Below are 25,543 nucleotides of genomic sequence, written 5' to 3' on the forward strand. Positions count from 1 at the left end.
ATAATGAATCCTGTGATCAGAAATGTTATCATGCTGGTTGTGTTTGTTGTTTGCCTCGCTCTTGTCCTTGTGGGGCAGAAAAATATCAGTGCGACGGGCCTGGCTATGGAACTTGTGGGGCTGGTGGGCTTGTTGACTTTGCTTTTTGTCTACAACCGTAAATATAAGTAGTCAATGTTTAGAAGGATCTGAACGACTTATCGGTTATACCTCTTCTGCGGCAGGCTGTCTGACTAAAGTCAGAGCAGTCTGCGGCAGGAGGGGTATATTTATATATCAGAATTGAAAACAGGTATGACGGAGATGTTTTCGGAGGTGAAGATTGAAAACATTACAGGTTTTGCTGAAACCGGTATCATCAGCATGTGATATTAAATGTACTTATTGTTTTTATAGGGATGAGGCAGCTCACAGAAAAACAGAGAACGCAGGATATATGAAGAGAGAGGTAGCTTTGGCGGTGATTGAGAAAGCTCTGGAATTTGCGGATACTTGCACGTTTGCGTTCCAGGGCGGGGAACCTACGCTAGCTGGCCTGGATTTTTACCGAGAATTTGTGGAGTTGGTAAATACCCGAAAAGGGCGGGAACAGCAGATATATTACTCTATTCAGACAAATGCCTGCCGTTTGGATGAAAGTTGGGTTGGTTTCCTTAGAGAAAATCATTTTTTAGTCGGAGTTTCCCTGGATGGGGTTCGAAACACTCATGATGCCAATCGCAAGGACAGCGGCGGAGAGGGAACTTTTCACTCCGTATTTGAAAATGTGAGGAAGCTACAGCGGATGCAGGTACCATTTCATGTACTGTGTGTTCTGAACAGGCAGACGGCAGAACGGGCGGAGGCTATTTACCGCTTCTTTTGCAGAAAAGGGTTTTGGTATCAGCAGTATATTCCGTGCTTAGACTCTATTGGAGATGTCAGAGGAGAGCAGGAATATTCTTTGGGGCCGAAATTGTATGCGCAGGCTATGAAAAAGCTTTTTGATTTATGGTTTGAAGATCAGAGAATGGGAAAACCTATCTATATACGGCAGTTTTCCAACTATTTAGACATACTTAGAGGGGAACAGCCGGAAGCCTGCGCCATGTACGGCAGATGTAGCCTTCAGAATGTGATTGAGGCGGATGGAAGTGTATATCCTTGTGATTTTTATGCGCTGGACGAGTATTATATGGGAAACATTCTGGAGACGGATTTTGCCAGGTTACGAGAGGAAGCGCAGGAGGAACGACCAGGGAGCTTTTTTGAGTCGGCTGACCGGAGAGACGAACGCTGCGGAAGGTGCAGATGGTATCCTCTGTGCAGAGGCGGATGCAGAAGAGACTGTGTGGATGAGGGGGAGAGGCGGAGAAATTATTATTGTGAGGCATACCAGGAATTTTTCGAATATGCTGTTGAACGACTGGAATGGCTGGTCTCAAGAATGGGAAAGAGATAATCAGGAGACGCAGATGCGTCTCCTGAATTTCGTTTTAAAAGGCTTTCCCATTATCTGGCTGTAGCTGAGGAAAGGGTAGGGAGATAAGGACGGCCAGCTATGAGCTTTTCCCCGTCTGTGAATTTCTCAGGGCGGCCTTTGAGGGATTCAATAAGATGGCCGCGCAGAATACGTACTCGTTCCCGGCAGTCGGAATCTTTGATACGGTCTCTGAGTTCGTGAGGATCGTTTTCCAGGCAGAAATATTGTTCCTGTCCGGTTTGCGAATGCCAGATGTACTTGTCAGTTTCGGTGACGATCCAGTGATTGGAAAAGTCCCCATAGGAATGCTCTCCGTGAAGCCATGTACGTATGGAATTTTTGGGATTTTCTGTGAGCGTCAGTAGGTTGAAACCGTCCACGGTATCTGGAATCTCTCTCCCCGCAATGGACAAAAGAGTGGGCATTACATCTCTCAGTTCCGTCACTGCATGGCAGGTCTCAGAGGCTTTCAGCAGGGGAAGGACATTTTTGCCGGCGCTGATAATCAGCGGGATACGGCAGCTGCCCTCATAGGGCCGGGATTTGCGGAACATATGGTGGTCGCAAAGTTCTTCTCCGTGATCTGCGGTGAAGAGAATAACTGAGTCGTCATATAACTCTTGTTCAACCAGTGCCATGATGAGGCGGCCGATCTGGTGGTCCAGGTGAGTAATGCAGGCATAGTAGCCGATCTGGGCTTCACGGACCAGTTCAGGATCGAGAGGCCCGGTCTTAGAGTCGAAAATGCGGCCGTCTCGTTTCAAAAATTCATCTGTCTCCCAATCCCCCACAAAAGGAGGCTGCAGCGCTTTGCTTTTGTACAGGTCGAAGTAATACTGGGGCGCGTCAAATGGGGGATGAGGACGGAGATAGGAAGCCATCAGGAAAAACGGCTGACGGGGGTCTCTTCTCCTCAGGAAATCCAGGCTGCGCTCGGTCACCCAGTTGGTGGGGTGATACTTTTCTTCATGCATCCAGGGACGTGCCAGATAACTGTTGCAGTCGATTCCGGTGTCTGTCACATCCGTGGTCACGCCCAGCTCCTGTTTGAGCCAGTAAAAATAATCGTCTGCCACGAATTGAGATTCCCGGTAGGGAACGCTTCCATATCTGGCGGCGTGAAGATAACCGTCATGGAGCTCCACATTGTGAAAGCCCAGATAATTTCTAAGAGGGTGTACGTGCATTTTCCCTACACATTGGGTATAATATCCTGCTTTGGAGAGTTCTCCCGCCAGAGTGTGAGAGTAATTCCAGGGAATATTGTCTTCATAGCCCACACGGCCATGGTGGGACTGCTCCATTCCGGTATGCAGAGCGGCCCTGGCGGCGATGCAGCTGGGGCAGGCGCTGTAAGCACGGTCAAAAGATACGCCTTTGGCGGCCAGAGTATCCAGATAAGGGGTCTTTACGTCTGGATGACCGGCATACCCCAGACAATCTCCTCGAAGCTGGTCTGTCATAATTAAAATGATATTTGGCTGTTTCATATACGTTATCTCCTTGTTTTAATGATAAGAAATCGTGATGCAGCGGTCAGGTATTTCAAAGAGGGCTTGACTGTTTTGGGTGACTTTAAAGATGAGGAGAGTCAAAAAAACGTTCCTGCTTTCGGTCTGCGATAGCCTTTATGGAAGAGGCATATTCCGACGGAGTCATTCCAGTTACCTTTTTAAACTGTCTTGAAAAGTAATGGATGGAAGCATAGCCGAGTTTTTCTGAGATCTGGGTGAAATTCATCTGTTCACTGCGAATCAGCTGTTTGGCAGTGTCAATCTTCATTCTGGAAAAGTATTCGATAATACCAAGACCAGTTTTTCTCTGAAAAATTTTTTGGAGTTGTGACCGACCAATTAGATTGTCATGACAGATCTTTTCGATTGTGACGCGGGAATTTAGATTTTGGCTCAGATAATTCGTGACCTGGGCAAAGATCTCAGTGTCAGTATTTTCCCGGACAGTATTTTCCAGGGATTGAAAAGAGGAGGCCGGTTTGGAGAGTACCGTGTATCTGCGATAGAGATTGATCAACAGCTGTTCCAGGTATAGCTGAATGAGCTGACCGGACATCGTTGATGCCGAGGGATTTCTCTCTAAAACGGTCTGATAGGGGTCATCCAGCCTGCCTTTTAGAAATTCGCCGGCTTCTGCAATCAGACGCGCCAGGATTCCTCTCTCTAGATCGTCCACTTGTAGAATTTTTTTTCGAAAAAAATCCATACACAAGCTTGTGCAGGAGAAGGAGATCACGATCAAGTTAGGGGCAATATTTCCATTTGCCTTGACCCAGTGAAATTCATTAGGTTCATGAAAGGCGATCTCTCCTTTTCGGAGTACATAGGTGTGGTTATCGGCGCCGATGGTTACTTCTCCTTTATCGACGCATACAAATTCCCAGAAATCATGTGTTTCCCCGGGAAAAGAAAAAGTGCTCATGTATTCAAAGTAATGAAGAGAAAACAGCTCCTCAATCTGAAATTCTTTTTGAAGGGGAATACCTTGATAATTCATAAGAGATACCTCGTTTTTGCTAGTCTGTGTTGTCAAAGTATAGATACTATTTATCTATATCATAGCTTATCTATGCTGAAAATGCAAAGCGAAAATGCAGATTGTGCAAATGAAATAGAGTATAAGACAAAGATTTTTTCAGCAGGATATTTTACAATGATCTCAGATCAAACGAAAACCCAAAGGACAAAGAGTCAATAAAAAGGAGAGTGCAGATATGAATAAACCAGTGTTGGTGATTATGGCAGCAGGAATGGGCAGCAGATACGGTGGATTAAAACAGATTGATCCGGTGGACAAAGAAGGCCACATTATTATGGACTTTTCGATGTTTGACGCAAAGCGTGCGGGCTTTGAGAAAGTCGTTTTCATCATCAAGAGAGAGAATGAGGCCGATTTCAAAGAAGCGGTGGGAAACCGTATGGAAAAGATTATGGATGTGTCCTACGCGTTTCAGGATTTGCAGAGCTTGCCGGCGGGATTTTCTGTCCCGGAGGGACGTGTGAAACCCTGGGGAACTGCCCATGCGGTACTCAGTGCGATTGATGAGGTGGACGGGCCTTTTGCGGTAATCAACGCAGATGACTATTATGGACGTCATGCATTTGAGACGATTTATCGCTATCTGACTACCCATGAGGATGATGAGAAATTCCGCTACACGATGGTGGGCTATCGGCTGAAAAATACTGTGACTGATAATGGACATGTGGCTAGAGGAATCTGTGATATCAATGAAGACAGACAACTGGTGGGAATTCACGAGAGAACCAGAATCGAGAAGCGGGATGGTCAGATTGCATACTCTGAGGATGACGGACAATCCTGGGTGACTGTGGACGGGGACACTCTGGTATCTATGAATATGTGGGGTTTTACCAGAAGCATTTTGGATGAGATTCAAGCTGGATTCCCAGCATTTTTGGAACAAGGGCTAAAGGAGAACCCTCTAAAGTGCGAGTATTTTCTTCCGTCTGTAGTGAGTGAGCTTCTGAAAAAAGATCGGGCTTCTGTGACAGTTTTGGAGTCGGAGGATAAATGGTACGGTGTGACCTATAAGGAGGACAAACCGATTGTGGTAGCAGCGATTCAGGCATTGAAAGACGCAGGGGTTTACCCGCAGAAATTATGGGAGGATTAAGGCGCATGGAACGTGTGGCAAATAGGCAGGTAGAAGAAGCGATTCAGAATTTTAAGTTTGAAGGAACGTTAATTGATACAAGACCGTATGGAAGCGGTCACATTAATGATACTTATCTGCTGACTTTTGAGATTGCCTCTATGGGAAGAATGAAAGTCATCTTGCAGAGAATGAACAAGCAAATTTTCACGAAACCGGAAGAACTGATGGAGAACATCATCGGCGTGACTTCCTATCTTCGGGAAAAAATTATAGAAAATGGCGGCGATCCTGATAGAGAGACTCTGAATTTGATTCCAACGGTGGGGGAGAAGCCTTATTATATCGATTCCAAAGGGGATTATTGGCGTTCCTATATCTTTATTACAGACGCAACCAGCTATGACCAGGTGGAGAAACCGGAAGATTTTTACCAGAGCGCGGTTGCATTTGGCAATTTTCAGAGACTTCTCTCAGATTATCCGGCGGGGACTCTACATGAAACTATCCAGGGCTTCCATGACACGAAGGCTAGATTTCAGACTTTCCGTGAGGCAGTGAAAAAAGATGTGTGTGGACGCGCAGCGAAGGTTCAAAAGGAAATTGAGTTTGTACTGGCCCATGAGGAGGTAGCAAATATTTTTTCTGACTTGCAGGAAAAAGGAGAGCTTCCTCTAAGAGTGACCCACAATGACACAAAGCTGAACAATATCATGATTGACAATTGCACCGGGAAGGGAATCTGTGTCATTGACCTGGATACGGTAATGCCGGGACTTGCTATGAATGATTTCGGTGATTCCATTAGATTCGGAGCCAGCACTGCCGCGGAAGACGAGCAGGATTTGAGTAAGGTGTCCTGTAGCATGGAACTGTTTGAGATCTATGTAAAAGGTTTTCTAGAGGGCTGTGCAGGCAGGCTTACCCCAAGGGAAGTGGAGCTTCTACCTATGGGGGCAAAGGTAATGACCTTCGAGTGCGGTATGAGATTTTTGACGGACTATCTGGAAGGGGACCATTACTTTAAGATTCATCGAGAGGAGCACAATTTGGACCGGTGCCGAACACAATTTAAGTTGGTGGAGGACATGGAACGAAAGTGGGATATGATGCAGCAGATTGTAAAAAAATATCAATAAGAAAAATTTGACAGGAGGAAATTGAGATATGTCTATTTTAGTGACCGGAGGAGCCGGCTTTATTGGAAGTCATACATGTGTGGAGCTCTTGGACGCAGGATATGATGTCGCGGTGGTGGACAACCTGTATAACTCATCCAGAGAATCCTTAAAAAGAGTGGAAGAGATCACTGGAAAGCAGGTGAGATTTTATGAGGCGGACATTCGGGATGAGAAGGCTATGAATGAGATTTTTGACAAGGAAAATGAGACAGAGGCCGTCATTCACTTTGCAGGCTTGAAAGCTGTCGGCGAGTCTGTGGAAAAACCGATTGAGTACTATGAGAATAATATTGCAGGCACGTTAGTTCTATGTAATACCATGAGAAATCACGGTGTGAAAAACATTATTTTCAGTTCATCTGCGACTGTGTACGGAGACCCAGCTTTTATTCCGATCACAGAAGAGTGCCCGAAAGGTGTCTGCACGAATCCGTACGGCTGGACGAAGTGGATGCTAGAACAGATTTTGACAGATCTGCACACGGCAGACCCGGAGTGGAATGTGGTGCTGCTTCGATATTTTAATCCTATTGGAGCTCATAAGAGCGGAAAAATCGGTGAGGACCCCAAGGGAATTCCCAACAATTTGATTCCTTACATTACTCAGGTAGCGATCGGTAAGTTAGAACGTCTGGGAGTGTTTGGCAATGATTACGATACCCCGGATGGTACCGGAGTTAGAGACTATATTCACGTGGTAGACTTGGCGGTTGGTCATGTACGCGCAGTGGAGAAACTTAGAGAAAAGGCAGGTGTGTCTGTCTATAATTTGGGAACTGGAAACGGCTATTCTGTGTTGGATATGGTGAAAGCCTTTGGAAAAGCCTGCGGCAAAGAGATTCCTTATGAGATCAAGCCGCGCCGTGCAGGAGATATCGCTACTTGTTACTGTGACGCTTCTAAAGCAGCGAAGGAGCTGAACTGGACGGCAAAGAGAGGACTGGAAGAGATGTGTGAAGACTCCTGGAGATGGCAGAGTCAAAATCCGGACGGATACAGGAAATAGAAGCAGCCAGTTTTGAGTAGACGTGTCGGGGCAGCTATAAAAATTGTAATTTTACGCAGATTATATCTTGACTTTACCGAGATTTTACACCGAAATGCTAGAATATGAAAAGGGAATTCTGTTGAAAAGACAGGTTCGAAAGGTGATAAATTGGGAGGACAAGATGAAGAGATGGTGGATGTTGGTAGCTGTCTGTGTAGTTATGACTTTGACAGCATGTGCGTCTGAAAAAACAGTAAAAGAAGTAGAGGGACTCTCTGAGATGGGAGAGATTTCTGTGATTACCAGAGAAAAAGGCTCCGGTACCCGGACTGTGTTTGCGGATTTGACAGGGTTGAGAGAGAAAAGCAGCGGGAGAGAATATCAAGACCTGATCAGGGAGGATGTGGATACTGCGAAGTCTTCCGACGAAGTTTTAAGAAAGGTGGGGGAGACTAAAGGCGGAATCGGTTATGTCTCTTACGGCAGTTTAGGCGATCAGTTGTCGGAGGTGAAACTGCTGGATTTAGGGGGAGTTAAGCTCAGTGAAGAGAATATTGCCAGTGGAAAGTATGATTTGAGCAGATCGTTTTACTTGGCACACTCGGAAAAACTAAAGGAGGCAGAGCAGGACTTTCTGAATTATGTGGCTGGAGTGGGGCAGGATATTGTGGCTGAGGAATTCGTACCTGTTGGAAAATCTGAGATATTTCTGACAGAACGGCCGAAGGGAACTGTAAAAGTCCACGGTTCCACATCAATGGCACCGTTGTTGAAAAAGCTGGCAGAAGGTTATATGGAGGAAAATCCCAACGCAGTGGTAGAAGTGGAGGCGTCGGACTCCGAGCAGGGAGTTTTGGACTTATTGAAAGGCGAATGTGATTTTGCGATGGTCTCTAGAGAATTAGAATACTATGAAAAAGAGGTGTTCAATTATGAGAGGATCGCAAAGGATGGAATTGGGATTGCGGTCAACCGCGAGAATCCTCTAGAAAATATCCATATGGAACAGTTAAAAGCGATCTACGGTGGAGAGCTCTCTGAGTGGAGTGAATTGGAAAAAGAAAAGAAGCAGTAAATAGCAGACCTCTCTTAGCTGAGAGGTCTGTTTTAATAGGAAATTGAAGATGAACCTGTCCTCTTTGGTTATGATTCGGAATCTTTTGATACAGAGATCAGATATTTGCGAACTGCGCACAATACAGCGATGGCACAGACACCGATAAACATCTGTGACAACTGTAGATGTTCTACGATCATCTGTCTTGCGATTGCAAACATTAGAATTTCCACTACAGTCTCCGGCGTGTACTTACAGAGCATTTTTACGAACTCGATTCCCACAGCCAATGAGAGCCCGTTGGCGAGAAATTGAGTGAATGCTGAGATGTCTAAATGGGTGAATGAAAACTGTGTCAGCTCTAATACCAGGGAGACGCCAGATATGATAATAGCGATGAGAATGACAATAGCGAGCAAAAGCTCACCGACATGGGTGATTTTATACATGTATTCATGAGATTTTTTTAAACGTTTCACAGTTACCTCCTGATGATTGATTTGTGGATAAAACTGTACGCTTAGAAGTATATCATATATTTTATAGATGCGCTATGAAAAATTAGTTATATGTTCATCTGGTTGTACGGCAGTTCTAATATAGAAAGAAATTGTGTTAGTGGATTGCCGGAATTTGTCGCCAAAATAGATTTACAAGAAAAGATTGGAGACGTATAATGAAAAAAAGTGAACACGTTTGAGGTAGAGTGAATGGAAAAAAACGAGATTTGTGTCATCTATGGAAAAGACTATAAAGAGATGACTAAGAAAATTTTAAGAACCTCAGAGCTGGCGGAACTGATACCATCCAAGGATACTCTGGTGGGTATTAAGCCTAATCTGGTTTCTCCTAGTGAGGCTTCTTACGGAGCGACTACCCACCCGGAAATCGTCGCAGGGATTTTGGAGTATCTTCAGGAGAATGGTTTTCAAAGAATGGTAATTCTGGAAGGTTCCTGGGTTGGAGATCGGACTAGTGACGCGCTGGAAATCTGTGGTTATCGGAGTCTGTGTGAGAGGTATGGTGTGGAATTTTGGGACACGCAAAAGGATGGTTCTTACCAAGAGGAATGTCGGGGAATGAAACTGAATCTCTGTGACAGTGTGAGGAAAATCGAATTTCTCGTCAATGTTCCGGTCTGGAAGGGGCACTGTCAGACGAAGATCACCTGTGCACTGAAGAACCTGAAAGGACTGATTCCAAACTCGGAAAAGAGAAGATTTCATTCTATGGGTCTTCATGCGCCCATTGCGCACCTGAACTGTGGCATTCATCAGGATTTTATTGTGGTAGACCATATCTGTGGAGATCTGGACTTTGAGGACGGTGGAAATCCTGTGGTCTGTGACCGGATTCTGACGGCTAGGGATCCAGTTCTCTGCGATGCCTATGTCTGTGAGAAGATGCACTATCGTCTGGAAGAGGTGCCTTATGTCGGCTTGGCTCAGGATTTGGGAGTGGGCAGTGCGGATTTGTCAAAGCTAGTTCTGCATTCTTGCCAGGAGGTGGAGGAAGAACTGCCCTATGCCAGAAAAATTGTAGAGCTGCGAGACGCGGTTGAGGAAGTGGAATCCTGTAGCGCCTGCTATGGCTATTTGATTCCTGCCTTGGATCGGCTGAGAGAGGAAGGAAAGTTTTCTATGCTTCGGGAGAAAATCTGCATTGGTCAGGGGTATCGTGGGAAAACCGGGGAGCTGGGAATCGGAAATTGTACCAGGAAATTTCGGCACAGTCTAGAGGGTTGTCCGCCCACAGAAAATCAGATTTATGACTTTCTAAAGGAGTTCCTGGAGAGATAATTCATAGCAGTTCAGTTTTTACAGTTACAAAAATTCAAAAGAAAAGGAGAGTAAGAGGATGACAAAGAGAGTAGAAAAGGCAATGGAACTTCACAAAAAAGGATATAACTGTGCGCAGGCAGTAGCCTGTTCCTTCTGTGATGTGGTGCAGATGGATGAGGACACCTTGTTTCGTGTGACCGAGGCTTTTGGTGGTGGCATGGGCGGCATGAAAGGGACCTGCGGTGCCATCTCAGGAGCCTGCGCAGTGGCGGGACTTTTAAGAAGTGAGGGAAAGGAGCAGTGTAAGAGTAAGGCTCAAACTTACAAATTGTCTAAGGTTTTGCTCAGCAAATTTCAGGAGAAGAATCAGTCAACGATCTGTGAGGAACTCAAAGGTGCTCAGACAGGGACACCGCTTCGAAGCTGCGATGGATGCATTGAAGATGCTGTGGTGATTTTGGAGGAAGTGTTAAAAGAAGCGGAGCTGATAAAAGAGTAAGAAGGTTAGAGACTCTGAAAAAGGTGAAATTGTAAAATTAGTATATCGAAAGAGATAAAATACCCAGCGGTTACGCGTTTCCATGCGTGATCGCTGGGTATTTTGCAGTGTAGTAGAGTTCTCGTTCCTAAGGCAGTAAAGAGAAAGTCAATTTCACCGGCTGGTGGTCCGAGTAGGCGAATCCGGTACTGATTACAGTGCTGGTGGCCTTTACATTGTCGGAGACGAGAAAACCATCTACCACGGCGGTGTAGGTCACATTCTTTTGGTAGGGGATATCAGCGCCTCGGCAACTGGCAACCTCACCCAGATTTTCAGGGATCACAAAAGAATAGCCCTCAGCCAGATCGGAGTCAGAGAGTTGGTATATCCACTCTGGAATTTCCTGACCAGACTCATAGAGATCTTTGCTTCCGGCGATATCGTGATTGAAATCTCCGCCGGCGATGACGTAATTTCCTTCTTCTGCCTCGGACTTCAGGAATTCATTGAGACGTTTTAACTGTTTCTGACGGATAACACCGCCTTTGTCATAGGCGGACATATGTAAATTTACGAGGACTAAATCTCGTTTGGTATCTACTTTTAGATAGGAGGCGGTGAAACAGCGGTCCAGATCAGTGAATTTTACGATCGGATTCTTTGTGACAGGAAACTGATAGCGGATATTTTTGGTGACGGGGTAACGGCTGAACGTGACCAATCCGCTTTCCGTCTTGCCGTGAGGTTCTGTCAGAGGGTAGAACAAGTAGGCGGAGTGGAAGGCACTGGTGTAAATAGAGCCATAGTCTTTTAAAGAATTCTGGAGCATCTGCACCTGATTGACCTCATAGCTTCTGGTGGCTTTTACATCCGCCTCTTGGACGAAATAAAAGTCACAGTCTAAATTCATCAGTGTGCGAATACTACCCTTGGTGTTGGCCAGCTCTCGTTCCCGACTGTAGGCCCGGGAGTATTTGCCCCGAGTCTTGTCTCCGTCTTTCATCTTTCCTGTGTCCATGAAAAAGGAGTAGGTGGGTTCATAAGCTCCGAAACCGATGTTGTAGGTGGTCAGGGTGTAGGACTGTCCGGCTTGAAGCTGGTCGGTGTGGCGGTTGTTCTGGGTCTTTAGGGAGACCTCGTCGTCGATTCGGTAGTAGGTGACTTCCAGATATAGAAGATATCCTCCCACGCAGAGCAGCAGGAAGAATAAAACTCCGATCAAAATGCGGATACTGATACGTTTTGTTTTCATAAAAACCTCCGATAACTTCTACTTATACTCTATCATACCCGGTGAGATTCAACAAGATAAACCTCTGATGGTTCTAAGAAAAAATTTCGAAAAATTCAGGGCTCACAAAAGGTGAGAGTGTGTAATGATAGGAACTGGATCAACCCCAAACTGAGTCCATGACACGGAGCCGTTTCTGTGGTATGATACTTTCCGAGGCCATAAGGTTTTTGTGTCCGCAAAGGACGGGACGAAAAAATAGTTAAGAGAGGAGAAAAGTTATGGAATACAGACGTTTTGAAAATACGATTGTTTTAAGACTGGACCCAGAGGAGGAAGTCTGTGAAAAGCTGACGGAGGTTGCCGCCAAGGAAGAAATTCAGCTTGCAACGATCAGTGGACTGGGCGCGGTCAAAGAGCTGACCACAGGGGTATTTGACACGGTGACGAAAGAGTACCATGCCAATCAGTTTGAGGGAGCGTTGGAGATTGTATCCCTGACAGGGACCCTCACTCGGAAAGAAGGGAAAGTGTATCTGCATGCACATTTGAGTGCAGGTGACAGTAAGGGAAACGTATACGGCGGCCATCTGAACCGGGCAGTGGTCAGTGCCACGGCAGAGATTATTCTTCAGGTGATTCCGGGAAGTGTCGGCAGAAAATTCAGCGACAGTGTTGGATTGAATCTGTTTGAGTTTTAAGAAAGCAGAATAGAATTCCATTTATACAGGAGGGACAGGGATACCAGGAGGTGTACCTGTCCCTCTTGGGTTTAGGAAAGACGGCAATCAGGAGAATTCTCCCGTCAGACAAAAGGCGTGATTCATGGGGCCGCTGCCAGCGCCCAAATCCAGCATTGCAGATAAAGCGCCGGAGAGATATTTCTTTGCACGTTGGACAGAAGTCGACAGAGAATAGCCCTTGGCGAGATTCGCGGCGATGGCGCTAGAAAGCGTGCAGCCAGTTCCATGGGTGTTGGGATTTGGAATGCATCTGCCGTAGAACCATTCCATCTGGCCATCTGCCCAGAGCAAATCGTTGGCAGTGTTGACGCTGTGTCCGCCTTTGATCAGGACTGCACAGTGGTAGGTTTTGCCGATAAATTCGGCGGCAGCTTCTATTTCTTCTGGGGTTGTGATTTTCCTCTCGCTAAGGATTTCGGCTTCTGGGATATTAGGAGTCACCAGCTCTGCTAGGGGAAGTAGCTCTTTTTTTAGGGTTAAGACTGCGCTGGTCTCCATCAGAATGGAACCGGAGGTGGCGACCATGACAGGATCTAGCACGATGTGTTTGGCCTGATAAAACCGCAACCTTTCTGCGAGGACCTCTATGAGTCTGGCATTGGGCAACATTCCGATTTTTACGGCGTCCGGGAAGATATCTGTGAAAATCATGTCCAACTGTGATTTGAGAAAATCGGGGCTGGTTTCTACAATTTTTTCCACTTTGGTTGTATTTTGGGCCGTGAGAGCGGTGATGGCACTCATGGCATATACACCGTTCATGGTCATAGTTTTTAAGTCTGCCTGAATACCGGCGCCTCCGCTACAGTCACTGCCGGCGATGGAAAGCGCCGTCCTCATCAGGCGAGGGGTAGGTTGTACTAGCTGTCTGGCTAAGCTTAGTAGGTCTGAGGTCGCTTTTCCCGGGTTGTCCGAGGAGAATATCGCAGAGATCACAGCAACGCCGTCTACCTGACTGCCGGAAAGTTTTCGCAGATTCAAGGCATGGATGCCGCCGATGGCCACCACTGGAATCGTGACAGCAGCACAGATTTCCCTTAGCTTTTCCACGGACAGATTGCGGGCGTTTTTCTTTGTGCTGGTTCCAAATACGGCGCCGACACCGATATAATCGGCTCCAGCGGCCTGGGCAGCGACGGCTTCTGCTACCGTAGCCGCAGAGATTCCCAGGATTTTATCTTTTCCAATGAGAGCGCGCAGATTTTTACCCTGGATATCACCTTGCCCTACATGGACGCCGTCTGCGTCGATGGCCAGCGCGATCTCTACACTGTCATTGACCACGAAGGGGACTTGGTATTTGGCGCACAGAGCTTTTAGTTCTAATGCTTCTTTTTGAAAAGCCGACGGTTCTAAATCTTTCTCTCTGATCTGCAAAAAAGTCGCTCCATGCTTCAATACGTCCTCGCAGATGGATGTCAGCGTCTCCCCTTCTTTTAACCATGTGCGGTCCGTGATCGCGTAGAGCAGCATGGAATGCCGGATTTCTTCTTTAGAAAAGTTCATAGTGAATTCCCTCCCTGAGCTGTATTTCAGTTAAGTTGAACATTGCGTCAATGAGATCGGTGCGGAACGTGGCATTTCCTGTCTGGTTCGTGAGTCTTCTTTTTTCTGCCAATTCTCCACAGACTCCCATTGCCGCCGTCGCGGAAACTGCCGCGCAGAAGAGATCTTCAGGTGTCGCCGCGCAGAACGCACCGATCAAGGCGGTCAGCATACAGCCGCTTCCGGTGATGCGGGCCATGGTCGGGCAGCCATTATGCAGGACGACACTGCGCGTCCCGTCGGAGATAACATCCAGCGCTCCGGAGAGGACGATGACGCTGCCTGCCTTTCGTGCCAGGGACCTAGTCATTTCCAGGACATCGGGAAGATTGTCTATGGTGGCAGCGTCCTTTGGGCTTACGTCTACGCCGCTTCCGCTGGACTGCTGGCCGGATAGAAAGCGAATCTCAGAGGCATTTCCTCGGATGACAGAAAAGTGCACCTGTTCTAGCAGGGTACGGGATGCTTCCCGGCGAAGCTGGGTTGTGCCCGCGGCCACTGGGTCGAGGATGACGGGCTTTTTCAATTGATTGGCTTTTTTTCCAGCTGCAACCATGGAAGCGGTAAAGTCGATGGCTCCTAGGTTACAGACCAGGGCGTCAGCCCCTGATACGGATTCTTCCACCTCACGGATGTCCTGGGACATAGACGGGGAACCGCCTGTAGCAAGGATGATATTGGCACAGTCGTTGACAGTTACAAAATTTGTGATGCACTGTATCAGAGGTTGGTTCTGTCTCACACAGTGCAGAGGGGTGATAAAGTCATACATGATCGTTGCCTCCATTCAATTCACTGAGCATTCTGCGAAAGACACCGCTGCGTCTTAAAAGAAGCAGGACGGCGACGCCCATCGCTCCGCCGACCACAGCGGCGGGGGTATAAAAAGGGATGTAGTAGTACCAATTTTGAAGATCTAGGCCATAGAACCATTTCATCAGTGGGTAGGACGCCAGTGCGCCGCAGATACCAGTGCCGATGATTTCTCCCACATAGGCGAGGTAAATCTTTTTGGTTTTCCGATAGAGTAGACCGCCGATGATGGGGCCAAAGATTGCTCCGGTGATTGCCTGAATGGTACGTCCAGACATCATACGTAAAGCTCCGCATAAAAACGCGCTGGCGCAGCCATACCAAGGGCCTACAAACACGGCCGCCAACACATCCACGAAATGCTGGAAAGGTGCCATTGCTGGAAAGTAGACAAAGGTGTTTAACACGTAGGCTAGACATGCAAACATGGCAGACAACATTAACTTTCTTGTAGTATTTTTTGTTTTCATTTAAGATGCTCCTTTGCGGTACAGAGAAAACAGCCGATATTTCCGACACTTCCCTGCACAAAAATTCAGTACGGTTTTCCCGAGAAAATGGAAAAACCTTGGAAGGTCGGTCGAAGCTTGCTGGCTTCCTCTCACGCCGGAACACGGCTTCCCATCGCTGTCATACAAGATTCAGGGCGCTCCCCCTCAATCTGTCACGGATTGACCGTGAAAATACCTCCTTTCCTTGAACTGTATAAAGTGGGCAAACCCACGTCAGCTCCCCATCCCCTCAATCTTGAGGGTGCATTTTACTTTACACGCCGAGCACAGCCACCTACGGTGATTACCTCTTGTGCGAGTATGCATCTTTAGCGGAGCGTTTCTGATATAGGAAAGAATTTTCCTATATCAGAAAAACAGGAGGCATTGTCGAATGCCTCCTGTAAAAAATCTCTCGTTCATGACTTCCTACGGCGGCATTATCCGCATCAGGTAAAGGGTCGAAGTTCAAAACTTCCTCTCAGCCTGTAAGTACAAGCTCCCCTGTTTTTATTAACCACATTATACACTTGTATTTTGATTTTTGCAAGTATTCTGAAAAATATATAGTCGGGCGGGGAACGATTGGTACCGTTCACTCACTTACAATTCGTGAGCAGTAACATACTTCGCGATGCACACAAACCATTGTAAGCAGCAGTTTGGCGAGAGTATGTCTTGGGATGTGGAAGATCTGAACTGTAATTTGCTGCATGCTTTTTCCTTTAAAACATGGGCATTCGGTTGACTTTTCAGAGGGAAATCTATATAATAGGCAATGGATTCAGTAAGAATATCTGAGCAGAATTTCTGCGGCTGTGAGTGCGGATGCCGCAGTGATTTTGAGAGTAAGGGCTATGTAAAACAAAGCGGAGGAGACAGGAGCTCTGTTTTGCATTGCCCTTTTTCTATGTATAGGAAAAAATTTTCCTATACATAGAAACGCTCCGCGAAGGATGCACACGCCGCAATGAGGAATATCACCGCAAGGCGGTCTGCGGCGGAGCGCAAAGCGAGCAGCTTCCTTTAAGACTGAGGGAAGAAGGAAACGGAATCAGGCTTGCTCACTTTGCATTGTCACTGGAAAAAATTTTCCTATACATAGAAACGCTCCGCGAAGGATGCACACGCCGCAATGAGGAATATCACCGCAAGGCGGTCTGCGGCGGAGCGCAAAGCGAGCAGCTTCCTTTAAGACTGAGGGAAGAAGGAAACGGAAATAGGCTTGCTCACTTTGCATTGTCACTGGAAAGAATTTTCCTATAACAGAAACGCTCCGGGAAGGATGCATGAAAATTTTTATATTACAATCTGGACGGGAAGGAGCGATGGTCTATGGACGAGGAAAAGACCTGGAAGACAGGGCTGGAAGATTACTATGTAATGAAAAACAATAAGAAGATGAAATATGGCTATACGACGGGCTCCTGCGCTGCCGCCGCCGCTAAAGGAGCGGCTTCTATGCTGCTGGGGCAGAGAAAGCTTTCCCAGGTGGATTTGATGACGCCAAAGGGAATCCTGCTGCATCTGAAGCTGGAAGAGGTTCAGCTAGAAGAAGGCTGCGCTCAGTGCGCCGTCAGAAAAGACGGCGGAGACGACCCGGACACCACCAATGGAATTTTAGTGTACGCAAAGGTCCAAAAAAATTTAGAGGGCAGATTCTTGCTGGAAGGAGGAGCTGGCGTGGGCAGGGTCACAAAGCCTGGCCTGGAACAGCCGGTGGGAAGCCCAGCGATCAATAAGGTTCCCCGGGCGATGATACAAAGGGAAACGGAAGCAGTCTGCAGTGAATGGGATTATGAGGGGGGACTGACGGTGACCATTTCCGTACCCCAGGGAAAGGAGATCGCTAAGAAAACCTTTAACCCCAGGCTTGGAATCGAAGGTGGAATCTCCATTCTTGGAACCAGCGGCATTGTAGAACCCATGAGTGAGGCGGCGCTGATTTCCAGTATTCAGGTGGAGATGAAGATGAAGCATCAGTCCGGGGAGGAATACCTGCTGGTGACGCCGGGCAACTATGGAGCTGATTATCTGCGGGGCCACATGGATTTGCCTTTTGAGAGAAATATGAAGTGCAGCAATTATGTGGGAGAGACCATTGACATGGCAGTTTCTTTGGGGGTAAAGGGAATTCTCTTTGTGGCCCATATTGGAAAATTTATCAAGGTGGCGGCAGGGATTATGAATACGCATTCTCACAGTGCAGATGGCAGGATGGAGGTTCTGGCCGCCAGCGCAGTGCGTGCGGGAGCCGGTCTGGAACTAGTGAGAGAAATTTTGGAGTGTGGTACCACCGACGAAGCGCTTGCGCTGTTGGAACAAGGAGGATACTTGCATCGGACCATGGCTGTGGTGCTAGAGAAAATTCAGTTTTATCTGGACCATCGTTCTTACGAGCAGATTACCCTGGGAGCGGTGATTTTTTCCAATGTCCATGGGTATCTGGGACAGACGAGAGATGCCGGATATCTGATAGAAAAGATAAGAGGTACTAAGGGAGAATGTTGTTCTCAACATCAATAAAAGAACAAGGAGAATCACTATGGTAGGAAAATTGTACGGTTTAGGAGTGGGACCGGGAGACCCGGAGCTTTTGACCTTGAAGGCGCTGCGTCGCATCAAGGAAAGTGAGATTATTGCGGTGCCGGGAAAGAAAAAAGAAGAGAGTGTGGCCTATAAAATCGCCAGACAGGCTTATCCACAGATCGAAAACAAGGAGGTTTTGCCGATTGACTTTCCCATGACGAAAGACAGTGAGAGATTGGAGGAGAGCCATCGACTGGGGGCTTCCCAGATCGCGGAGAAATTAAGAGAAGGCAAATCCGTGGCATTTTTGACTCTGGGTGACCCTACCGTCTACGCGACTTATCTCTATGTACATAAAAGGATTTTGGCCATGGGCTTTGAGGCAGAGATTGTCAGCGGCATTACGTCGTTTTGCGCGGTGGCGGCGAGATTGAACATAGGATTAGTGGAGAAGGCAGAGCCGCTCCATGTAATTCCAGCCTCCTATCAGATCGAGGAAGCGCTGAAGCTGCCGGGAACCAAGGTGTTGATGAAAGCCGGCAAGAAGATCGGACAGGTAAGAGAAGAGCTTTTAAGGCGAGGAGAGACCGTTGTGATGATTGAAAACTGCGGAATGGAAGGGGAACAGATTTACCGGAGCGCTCAGGAGATTCCTGATGACGCAGGCTATTATTCCCTGATTATTGCCAAAGAGAAAGGAGAGTAAAGAATGGTACATTTTGTGGGAGCGGGTCCTGGGGCGCCGGATTTAATCACGCTGCGGGGAAAAACCTATTTGGAACAGGCAGATGTGATTATCTACGCAGGTTCTCTGGTGAATCCACAGCTTTTGGACTACGCGAAAGAGGGATGTCAGGTATATAACAGTGCGAAGATGACTCTAGAGGAGGTTCTAGAGGTGATGGAACAGGCAGAACAAGCGGGAAAGGTGACGGTCCGTCTTCACACAGGAGACCCCTGTATCTACGGGGCAATTCGAGAGCAGATGGACGAACTGGACCGAATGGGAATTTCCTATGATTCCTGTCCCGGTGTCAGCTCTTTTTGTGGAGCTGCTGCTGCGCTGAATCTGGAATATACACTTCCGGATATTTCTCAGAGCGTGATTATCACCAGGATGGCCGGCAGAACTCCAGTGCCGGAAAAAGAGAGCATTGAATCCTTTGCGGCCCATCAGGCAACGATGGTGATCTTTTTGAGTACCGGTATGTTGGAAGAGCTGAGCCGGCGTCTGATCGAGGGCGGTTATACGGCGGATACCCCGGCGGCCATCGTCTACAAGGCCACCTGGGAGGATGAGAAGAAATTTGTCTGTACCGTAGGTACCTTGGCTCAGACCGCGAAGGAAAATCAGATTACGAAGACTGCGTTGATGATTATCGGGGAGGCGGCAAACGCCAGTCACTATGACCGTTCCCTTTTATATCACCCGGAATTTACCACAGAATTCAGAGAAGGGAAGAAGCAGAAAGAACAATGAGAACACTGGCAGTAATCAGCTTCAGCCTGACAGGCTGTGTGCTGGCAGAGAGAATCCGTGAGCATTTCAAGAGCTGCGGCTGGCAGGTTAAGACCGCCGTCAAGAGTGTCTATCTGCCGGACTCCTTAGAGCTTCCTCTGAAGGAGTGGACCCGGCAAAGATTCGCGGACTGCGAGGCCATCTGCTTTGTGGGGGCCTGCGGGATTGCTGTGCGCAGCATCGCTCCTTTCATAAAGAGTAAGAAGACAGACCCGGCGGTACTGACTGTGGATGAGTGCGGGCAGTATGTGGTTGCCTTGCTCTCCGGTCATCTGGGCGGCGCTAACGAGCTGGCGAAAGAGACGGCACAGATTTTGGGAGCAAATGCTGTAGTCACCACGGCTACAGATCTGCACGGGAAGTTTGCGGTGGATGTGTTTGCAAAGAAAAACGACTGCGCGATCTTTCCTATGACGGCTGCAAAGGCATTTTCTGCTGCCTTGCTGGCCGGGGAACCGGTGGGCTTTTACAGCGATTTTCCCTGGGAGGGTGAATTGCCAGAGGGCATGGTTCTGGCAAGAGAAGAGGCTCCGTCAAAAAATCCGGCTATCGGTGCGGCGGTGACGGTGCGAAAGGACTGCAAGCCCTTTGCGCAGACCGTGTATTTAGTTCCTAAGATCGTCGCTGTCGGCTTGGGCTGCAAAAAAGGAAAGGACACGCAGGCCATTGAACGGGGAGTGAGAAAGGCTGTGCAGCAGGCGGGAATCTGGCCGCAGGCTCTGGGCCGTGCAGCGAGCATCTGCCTGAAAGCCGAGGAAGAGGGAATCCAGCAGTGGTGTGAAAGCGCAGATCTTCCCTATGAGACCTATACCAGGGAGGAGCTTTTGACAGTGCCGGGAGAGTTCACCTCGTCAGAATTTGTGAGAGGAATCACAGGTGTGGACAGTGTCTGTGAGAGAAGCGCGGCAAAGGCAGGAAATGCAGGCCGTTTGATACAGAGGAAAACAGCGGAGGACGGTGTGACCTGTGCACTGGCTCTTCCAGATTGGAGGATACGTTTTGAGTAAGATTTGGGTAGTTGGAATTGGACCGGGAGCCTATGAACTGATGACAGTCAAGGCGGCAGAGGTTTTGAAAAACTGTGATGTGATCATTGGCTACACCGTCTATGTGGATTTGGTGAAAGAACATTTTGCAGGAAAAGAATTTCTCACGACACCGATGAAAAAAGAGGTGGACCGGTGTGTGATGGCCTTTGAGGAGGCGAAAAAAGGGAAGAAAGTGGCGATGATCTGCAGCGGTGACGCAGGGGTCTATGGGATGGCCGGACTGATGTACGAGGTGGGTGTGAATTACCCTGAGGTGGAGCTGGAGATCGTCTCCGGCGTGACCGCGGCTACAGGCGGAGCGTCTGTGCTGGGAGCTCCTTTGATTCATGATTTTTGTCTGATCAGTTTAAGTGACCTGCTGACTCCCTGGGAGAAGATTGAGGCGAGATTGCTGCATGCTTCCGAGGCGGATTTTGTGATCTGCCTGTACAATCCATCCAGCAAAAAAAGGCATGACTATCTGCAGAAGGCCTGCGATTTGATGCTTCGGTATAAATCGGGAGATACCGTCTGCGGGCTGGTATCCCAGATCGGCAGAGAAGGAGAGCAGGGACGGATTCTGACTTTGAGGGAGCTTCGGGACACACAGACAGACATGTTCACGACGGTGTTCGTGGGAAATTCCCAGACCCGGAATCTGAATGGAAAAATGGTGACGCCAAGAGGTTATCGGAATGTATAAAGTCATAGTGTTTGCAGGGACTACAGAAGGGTATGAGATTTCCAGATGGCTGTCTGAGAAAAAGGTTTCTGTATTATCCTGTGTGGCCACGGAATACGGGGCCCGCGCGCTAAGGGAATCGGAATATCTGAAAGTCCAGGCCGGACGACTGGACCAGGAAGAGATGAAAAAACTTTTAAAAGAGGAGAGACCGGAATTGGTCGTCGACGCGACCCATCCCTATGCGGTGGAGGTCACGAAGAATATCAAAACAGCCTGTGTGCAGACTGCTTGCGACTACCAGCGCCTGCTGCGGGGCAGAAGCGTTTATGAGAACGGAGCCGTCTATGTGGAATCCGCGGGAGAAGCCGTGGCTTACCTGGAGAGGACGCAGGGAAATATTCTCTTGACCACTGGAAGCAAGGAGCTGAGAGCTTTTACCGCCCTTTCGGATTACCAGGAGAGAATCTATGCCAGGGTGCTCAGCCTGCCGTCGGTGATTGCGGACTGCGCGGCGCTAGGCGTGGAGGGAAAGCATCTGATCGGTATGCAGGGACCTTTCTCCACGCAGATGAACCTGGCAATGCTGCGCCAGTATGAGTGCAGGTATCTGGTGACGAAGGATTCCGGGACCGCAGGCGGTTTTTGGGAGAAATACGAGGCGGCCATGCAGGCAAAAGCTACCCTGGTGGTGATTGGCCGACCCCGGGAGGAAGAGGGCGACGACGTGTTTTTGGTGAAGCAGAAGCTGGCCAAGAGATTTCACCTGTCTGTCCGCCAGAAGGTAACGCTTCTGGGCATCGGCATGGGAAGTCCTGAGACGATGACGGTGGAAGGCCGGCGGGCCTGCCAGGAGGCCGACCTGATCGTGGGAGCCCGCCGAATGGCGGAAGCGGCCATGCAGCCTGGAAAAGCTGTCTGCTATGAATACCGCGCCGATAAAATCTGCGAGTATTTGAAGGGACATCCAGAATTTGAGAGGATTGTGGTGGCTTTGTCCGGAGATGTGGGCTTTTACAGCGGTGCCAGAAAGCTTCTGGAGCTTTTGAGGGAACAGGCTGAGGTGGAAGTGATCTGTGGAATTTCTTCCGTAGTGTATTTTATGGCTAAGATTGGCTTGTCTTGGGACGATGCGAAGATTGTCAGTGCCCATGGAAGAGACTGCAATTTGTTGGCTCAGATTCAGAGGCACCGGAAGGTTTTCGCGATTCTGGGAAGAGGGGACAGTGTCAAAATGCTGGCCCGCAGCCTGACAGAGTACGGACTTTCCCAAGCGGTGCTCCATGTGGGCGAACGCCTGTCTTATCCGGATGAAAAAATTTTTTCGGCCAGGGCCGGGGAGCTTTTGGAGTACTCCTCTGACCCGCTGAGCGTAGTCTGCGTGGAAAATCCCTGGGCAGATGCCGGGTGCAGCACTCATGGCCTGCCGGACGAGGCTTTTCTGCGGGGAAAAGCGCCCATGACTAAGGCGGAGGTGCGCTGTGTCTCCCTGGGAAAACTGATGCTGAGGGAGGATTCCATCTGTTACGATGTGGGAGCAGGCACAGGTTCGGTATCTGTGGAAATGGCCCTTCGCGCGCCCTTGGGCCGGGTCTATGCCATCGAGAAGAACCCAGAGGCGGTTCGCCTTCTTTGGGAAAACAAGAAAAAATTTCGGGTGGATCACCTGACCATTGTGGAGGGGACGGCGCCGGAGGCTATGGAAGCTTTGGAACCTCCCACCCATGCGTTCATCGGAGGTTCTTCAGGAAACCTGGGTGAGATTGTAAAATGCTTATTGGAGAAGAATCCCAGGGTGCGGATGGTGATCAACTGTATTACGCTGGAGACGGTCTCTGAAGCTCTTCGCGTAATCAAAGAATGGCAGCTGGAATGTACGGATTTGGTGCAGGTCGCCGTGTCCCGTTCCAAAAATCTAGGCCGGTATCACATGATGATGGGAGAAAATCCCATCTACATCATTACCTGCCATAAAGGAGAGCAGCTATGAAGATACCCAGAATTTTGCTGGCCGCGGGAGCCAGCGGCAGCGGAAAGACGTTGATTACCTGCGGACTTTTGCAGGCGATGAAAAACCGGGGAATTCAGACGGCCTCTTTTAAATGCGGGCCGGATTACATAGATCCCATGTTTCACAGTAAGGTGATCGGGGCAAAATCCCGGAACCTGGACACTTTTTTTGCTGGCGGCGACACCGTGCGCTGGCTGCTGCAGGAGAATATGAGAGGGATGGAGCTGGCCGTGATGGAGGGCGTGATGGGCTACTATGACGGTGTAGGCGGCATCACCACCCAGGCCAGTGCCTATGATCTTGCGCGGGAGACGAAGACGCCGGTGATACTGATTGTCAATTCCAGAGGGATGAGCGTGTCTTTGGCCGCCTATCTGAAAGGATTTCTGGAATACCGGGCAGACAGCCAGATACAGGGTGTGATTTTTAACCAGATGTCTCCGATGCTCTATCCAAGAATGAAAAAACTGGTGGAGGAAGAGCTGGGCATCCGGGCTTACGGCTATGTCCCCAAGGTGGAGGAGTGCCGGATTGAGAGCCGCCATCTGGGGCTTGTGATGCCTGAGGAGGTACAGGACCTGCAAAAAAAGCTGCAGAAGCTGGCACAGGTGCTGGAAGAGACTTTGGACTTGGATGGGATTCTAAAGCTGGCCGGTCAGGCACAGGATTTACCCCCTTCTGATCTGACGGAGGAGGCGCAGATTTTTGGGTTTCAGCTTGAATGGCCGGTGCGCCTGGGGCTGGCAAGAGACGAGGCTTTTTGCTTTGTCTACGAAGATAACCTGCGTCTTTTGGAAAGCATGGGGGCAAAACTGGTGGAGTTTTCGCCCCTTCACGACAGCCATCTGCCCGAGGATTTGGATGGGCTTTTGCTGTACGGCGGTTACCCGGAGCTCTACGCAAAGGAACTGTCGGAAAACCAGAGTATGCGCAGAGAAATCGGAGACTGGCTGAAGAAGGGGCTTCCCTGTCTGGCCGAGTGCGGAGGCTTTATGTATCTGCATGAGCAGATGGAAGGAATGGATGGAAAATTCTATCCCATGGCAGGGGCCTTTGAAGGTTCGGCCTACCGGACGCCGAAGCTGAACCGGTTTGGCTATGTGAATCTAAGGGCAGAACATCCGGTGTTAGGAGAAGACTTAGGAACGATACGCGCCCATGAATTTCATTACTTTGATTCGGAGAACTGCGGCTGTGATTTTCAGGCGCAAAAGCCGGTTGGCAGCCGGGGCTGGAGGTGCATGCATGGGACGGACAGCCAGCTGTGCGGATTTCCCCATCTGTATTACTGCGGCAGCCCTCAGGTGGCAGCGGCTTTCTTAAAGCAGTGTGGGAAAACGCAGGCCAGACGAAGGTGTGAAAATCCTATGGGGGCGAAAGGAGAGAAAAGAAAATGGCAGGAGTGATCGCCCTTTGCGCAGGCTTTTTGGCGGACTTGGGGCTGGGAGACCCGCGGTGGCTATATCATCCAGTATGCGCGATCGGCAAATGGATAGCGTTTTGGGAGAAGAAGCTAAGGCGTTGGTTTCCAAAGACAGGGGCAGGGGAGAGAGCGGCAGGAATAGCACTGGTGCTTCTGGTGCTTCTGGCCTGCGGCGCCATTCCTATGGCGGTTTTGCTGCTTTTGTACCAGTGGAATTTTTGGGCAGGTCTGGCGGTGGAAACCTTTTGGTGTTATCAGATGCTGGCGACGAAGTCTTTGAAGACAGAGAGCATGAAAGTCTATGAGGCACTTTCGACGGGAACCTTAGAGGACGGCCGGTATGCAGTCTCCATGATTGTGGGACGGGATACCAAGGCTTTGAGCGAGGAAGGAGTTATCAAGGCCACTGTGGAAACTGTGGCGGAGAATACCTCGGATGGAGTGATTGCCCCCATGCTTTATATGGCTATCGGCGGTGTGCCGCTGATGTTCTTGTACAAGGGAATCAATACGATGGATTCCATGGTGGGGTATAAGAATGAGAAATACTTAAATTTTGGCAGATGCGCGGCGAAGCTGGACGATGCGGCCAACTATGTGCCGGCCAGAATCAGTGGCTGGCTGATGGTGGCGGCCAGCTTTCTGGCCGGTTTTGACGGAAAGAACGCAAAGAAGATTTATCTGAGGGACCGGAGAAACCACGCGAGTCCGAACTCCGCGCAGACAGAAGCTGTGATGGCCGGAGCTCTGGGCGTGCAGCTGGCGGGAAACGCATACTATTTTGGGAAATTGTATGAGAAGCCCACGATTGGGGATTCGGTCAGGCCCATTGAGAGAGAAGACATTCCCAGATCAAATCGGCTTTTGTATGTCACCGCAGGCCTAGGACTTTTGATCTTTGCTCTGGCGAGGTTTGCGGTGCTGGGGCTGATTTTAGCTTAGAAATG

24 protein-coding genes, 1 pseudogene and 1 riboswitch are annotated in these 25,543 nt (G+C 48.9%); of the genes and pseudogenes, 17 read left to right on the forward strand and 8 right to left on the reverse strand.

Features of this window, described 5'->3' with window-relative positions:
* Window positions 1-3 precede the first annotated feature (3 nt).
* Complete coding sequence (locus tag BLHYD_RS07040) at window positions 4-171, forward strand: DUF6903 family protein (RefSeq protein ID WP_005944931.1); 168 nt, start codon at window positions 4-6, stop codon at window positions 169-171.
* A gap of 151 nt (window positions 172-322) precedes the next feature.
* A complete protein-coding gene (locus BLHYD_RS07045) occupies window positions 323-1,441 on the forward strand; it encodes an anaerobic sulfatase maturase (RefSeq protein WP_040350252.1) in 1,119 nt (372 codons plus the stop codon).
* 50 nt (window positions 1,442-1,491) lie between these two features.
* Here the strand turns inward: BLHYD_RS07045 and BLHYD_RS07050 are convergent, their stop codons facing one another.
* Both BLHYD_RS07050 and BLHYD_RS07055 read right to left on the reverse strand, forming a co-directional pair.
* Window positions 1,492-2,952, reverse strand: coding sequence for an arylsulfatase (locus BLHYD_RS07050; protein WP_005944937.1), 1,461 nt, complete (start codon window positions 2,950-2,952; stop codon window positions 1,492-1,494).
* An 85-nt stretch (window positions 2,953-3,037) separates the two neighbouring features.
* Window positions 3,038-3,973 carry an AraC family transcriptional regulator gene (locus BLHYD_RS07055; RefSeq protein ID WP_040350253.1) on the reverse strand — a complete coding sequence of 312 codons (936 nt, stop codon included), beginning with the start codon at window positions 3,971-3,973 and terminating at the stop codon, window positions 3,038-3,040.
* Window positions 3,974-4,190: 217 nt separating this feature from the next.
* On the opposite strand from BLHYD_RS07055, the gene BLHYD_RS07060 reads away from it, so the two are divergent.
* From BLHYD_RS07060 to BLHYD_RS07075, 4 genes are all read left to right on the forward strand, one after another.
* Entirely contained in the window at window positions 4,191-5,114 is a 924-nt protein-coding gene (locus BLHYD_RS07060; RefSeq protein WP_005944945.1) for a nucleotidyltransferase family protein, read from the forward strand.
* A gap of 5 nt (window positions 5,115-5,119) precedes the next feature.
* Window positions 5,120-6,232 (forward strand): phosphotransferase enzyme family protein, encoded by a 1,113-nt coding sequence (locus tag BLHYD_RS07065; RefSeq protein ID WP_040350254.1) that lies wholly within the window; start codon window positions 5,120-5,122, stop codon window positions 6,230-6,232.
* 28 nt (window positions 6,233-6,260) lie between these two features.
* Entirely contained in the window at window positions 6,261-7,280 is a 1,020-nt protein-coding gene (gene galE / locus BLHYD_RS07070) for a UDP-glucose 4-epimerase GalE (protein ID WP_005944951.1), read from the forward strand.
* A 163-nt stretch (window positions 7,281-7,443) separates the two neighbouring features.
* Window positions 7,444-8,337, forward strand: coding sequence for a substrate-binding domain-containing protein (locus tag BLHYD_RS07075; protein ID WP_021844567.1), 894 nt, complete (start codon window positions 7,444-7,446; stop codon window positions 8,335-8,337).
* A gap of 68 nt (window positions 8,338-8,405) precedes the next feature.
* Here BLHYD_RS07075 and BLHYD_RS07080 read toward each other — a convergent pair whose 3' ends face one another.
* A complete protein-coding gene (locus tag BLHYD_RS07080) occupies window positions 8,406-8,798 on the reverse strand; it encodes a phosphate-starvation-inducible PsiE family protein (protein ID WP_021844566.1) in 393 nt (130 codons plus the stop codon).
* Between the two features lie 231 nt (window positions 8,799-9,029).
* Between BLHYD_RS07080 and BLHYD_RS07085 the strand changes: the two genes are divergently transcribed.
* Window positions 9,030-10,118, forward strand: a complete 1,089-nt coding sequence (locus tag BLHYD_RS07085) for a DUF362 domain-containing protein (RefSeq protein WP_005944960.1) — start codon at window positions 9,030-9,032, stop codon at window positions 10,116-10,118.
* 58 nt (window positions 10,119-10,176) lie between these two features.
* A complete protein-coding gene (locus BLHYD_RS07090) occupies window positions 10,177-10,599 on the forward strand; it encodes a C-GCAxxG-C-C family protein (protein ID WP_005944962.1) in 423 nt (140 codons plus the stop codon).
* A gap of 127 nt (window positions 10,600-10,726) precedes the next feature.
* Here the strand turns inward: BLHYD_RS07090 and BLHYD_RS07095 are convergent, their stop codons facing one another.
* Complete coding sequence (locus tag BLHYD_RS07095) at window positions 10,727-11,833, reverse strand: endonuclease/exonuclease/phosphatase family protein (RefSeq protein WP_005944964.1); 1,107 nt, start codon at window positions 11,831-11,833, stop codon at window positions 10,727-10,729.
* 260 nt (window positions 11,834-12,093) lie between these two features.
* Here BLHYD_RS07095 and BLHYD_RS07100 point away from each other — a divergent pair, with 260 nt between their 5' ends.
* Entirely contained in the window at window positions 12,094-12,513 is a 420-nt protein-coding gene (locus BLHYD_RS07100; RefSeq protein WP_005944967.1) for a PPC domain-containing DNA-binding protein, read from the forward strand.
* An 87-nt stretch (window positions 12,514-12,600) separates the two neighbouring features.
* Here BLHYD_RS07100 and thiD read toward each other — a convergent pair whose 3' ends face one another.
* From thiD to thiW, 4 genes and pseudogenes are all read right to left on the reverse strand, one after another.
* A complete protein-coding gene (thiD, locus tag BLHYD_RS17440) occupies window positions 12,601-13,395 on the reverse strand; it encodes a bifunctional hydroxymethylpyrimidine kinase/phosphomethylpyrimidine kinase (protein ID WP_050769857.1) in 795 nt (264 codons plus the stop codon).
* Window positions 13,396-13,500: 105 nt separating this feature from the next.
* A pseudogene (thiE, locus tag BLHYD_RS17445) lies at window positions 13,501-14,061 on the reverse strand (thiamine phosphate synthase); the annotation flags it as partial.
* Window positions 14,048-14,872: a hydroxyethylthiazole kinase gene (gene thiM / locus BLHYD_RS07110; protein ID WP_040350255.1), complete on the reverse strand. Its 825-nt coding sequence runs from the start codon at window positions 14,870-14,872 to the stop codon at window positions 14,048-14,050. The gene thiM and the pseudogene thiE, both read right to left, overlap by 14 nt.
* Window positions 14,865-15,383, reverse strand: a complete 519-nt coding sequence (gene thiW, locus BLHYD_RS07115) for an energy coupling factor transporter S component ThiW (protein WP_005944975.1) — start codon at window positions 15,381-15,383, stop codon at window positions 14,865-14,867. Before thiW ends, thiM begins: the two co-directional genes overlap by 8 nt.
* Window positions 15,384-15,813: 430 nt before the next feature.
* Window positions 15,814-15,920, reverse strand: a riboswitch (TPP riboswitch).
* 819 nt (window positions 15,921-16,739) lie between these two features.
* Between thiW and cbiD the strand changes: the two genes are divergently transcribed.
* The 8 genes from cbiD to cbiB are packed head-to-tail and all read left to right on the forward strand — an operon-like array spanning window position 16,740 to window position 25,538.
* Entirely contained in the window at window positions 16,740-17,930 is a 1,191-nt protein-coding gene (gene cbiD / locus BLHYD_RS07120) for a cobalt-precorrin-5B (C(1))-methyltransferase CbiD (RefSeq protein WP_005944981.1), read from the forward strand.
* A gap of 19 nt (window positions 17,931-17,949) precedes the next feature.
* Window positions 17,950-18,639 (forward strand): precorrin-2 C(20)-methyltransferase, encoded by a 690-nt coding sequence (gene cobI / locus BLHYD_RS07125; RefSeq protein ID WP_005944984.1) that lies wholly within the window; start codon window positions 17,950-17,952, stop codon window positions 18,637-18,639.
* Window positions 18,640-18,642: 3 nt separating this feature from the next.
* The gene (cobM, locus tag BLHYD_RS07130) at window positions 18,643-19,413 is read left to right on the forward strand and encodes a precorrin-4 C(11)-methyltransferase (protein ID WP_005944986.1); all 771 of its coding nucleotides are present in this window, start codon (window positions 18,643-18,645) and stop codon (window positions 19,411-19,413) included.
* Entirely contained in the window at window positions 19,410-20,459 is a 1,050-nt protein-coding gene (locus BLHYD_RS07135) for a cobalt-precorrin 5A hydrolase (protein ID WP_005944988.1), read from the forward strand. The genes cobM and BLHYD_RS07135 overlap by 4 nt, the downstream gene beginning before the upstream one ends.
* A complete protein-coding gene (gene cobJ / locus BLHYD_RS07140) occupies window positions 20,452-21,183 on the forward strand; it encodes a precorrin-3B C(17)-methyltransferase (protein WP_005944991.1) in 732 nt (243 codons plus the stop codon). Before BLHYD_RS07135 ends, cobJ begins: the two co-directional genes overlap by 8 nt.
* The gene (locus tag BLHYD_RS07145; protein WP_005944994.1) at window positions 21,176-23,152 is read left to right on the forward strand and encodes a bifunctional cobalt-precorrin-7 (C(5))-methyltransferase/cobalt-precorrin-6B (C(15))-methyltransferase; all 1,977 of its coding nucleotides are present in this window, start codon (window positions 21,176-21,178) and stop codon (window positions 23,150-23,152) included. Before cobJ ends, BLHYD_RS07145 begins: the two co-directional genes overlap by 8 nt.
* On the forward strand, window positions 23,149-24,579 hold the full coding sequence (locus BLHYD_RS07150; protein ID WP_005944997.1) for a cobyrinate a,c-diamide synthase: 1,431 nt from the start codon (window positions 23,149-23,151) through the stop codon (window positions 24,577-24,579). Before BLHYD_RS07145 ends, BLHYD_RS07150 begins: the two co-directional genes overlap by 4 nt.
* Complete coding sequence (gene cbiB, locus BLHYD_RS07155; RefSeq protein ID WP_005945000.1) at window positions 24,567-25,538, forward strand: adenosylcobinamide-phosphate synthase CbiB; 972 nt, start codon at window positions 24,567-24,569, stop codon at window positions 25,536-25,538. The genes BLHYD_RS07150 and cbiB overlap by 13 nt, the downstream gene beginning before the upstream one ends.
* Window positions 25,539-25,543: the final 5 nt, after the last annotated feature.

The sequence above is a fragment of the Blautia hydrogenotrophica DSM 10507 genome, from assembly GCF_034356035.1.
In the GTDB taxonomy this organism is placed as follows: Bacteria; Bacillota; Clostridia; order Lachnospirales; family Lachnospiraceae; genus Blautia_A; species Blautia_A hydrogenotrophica.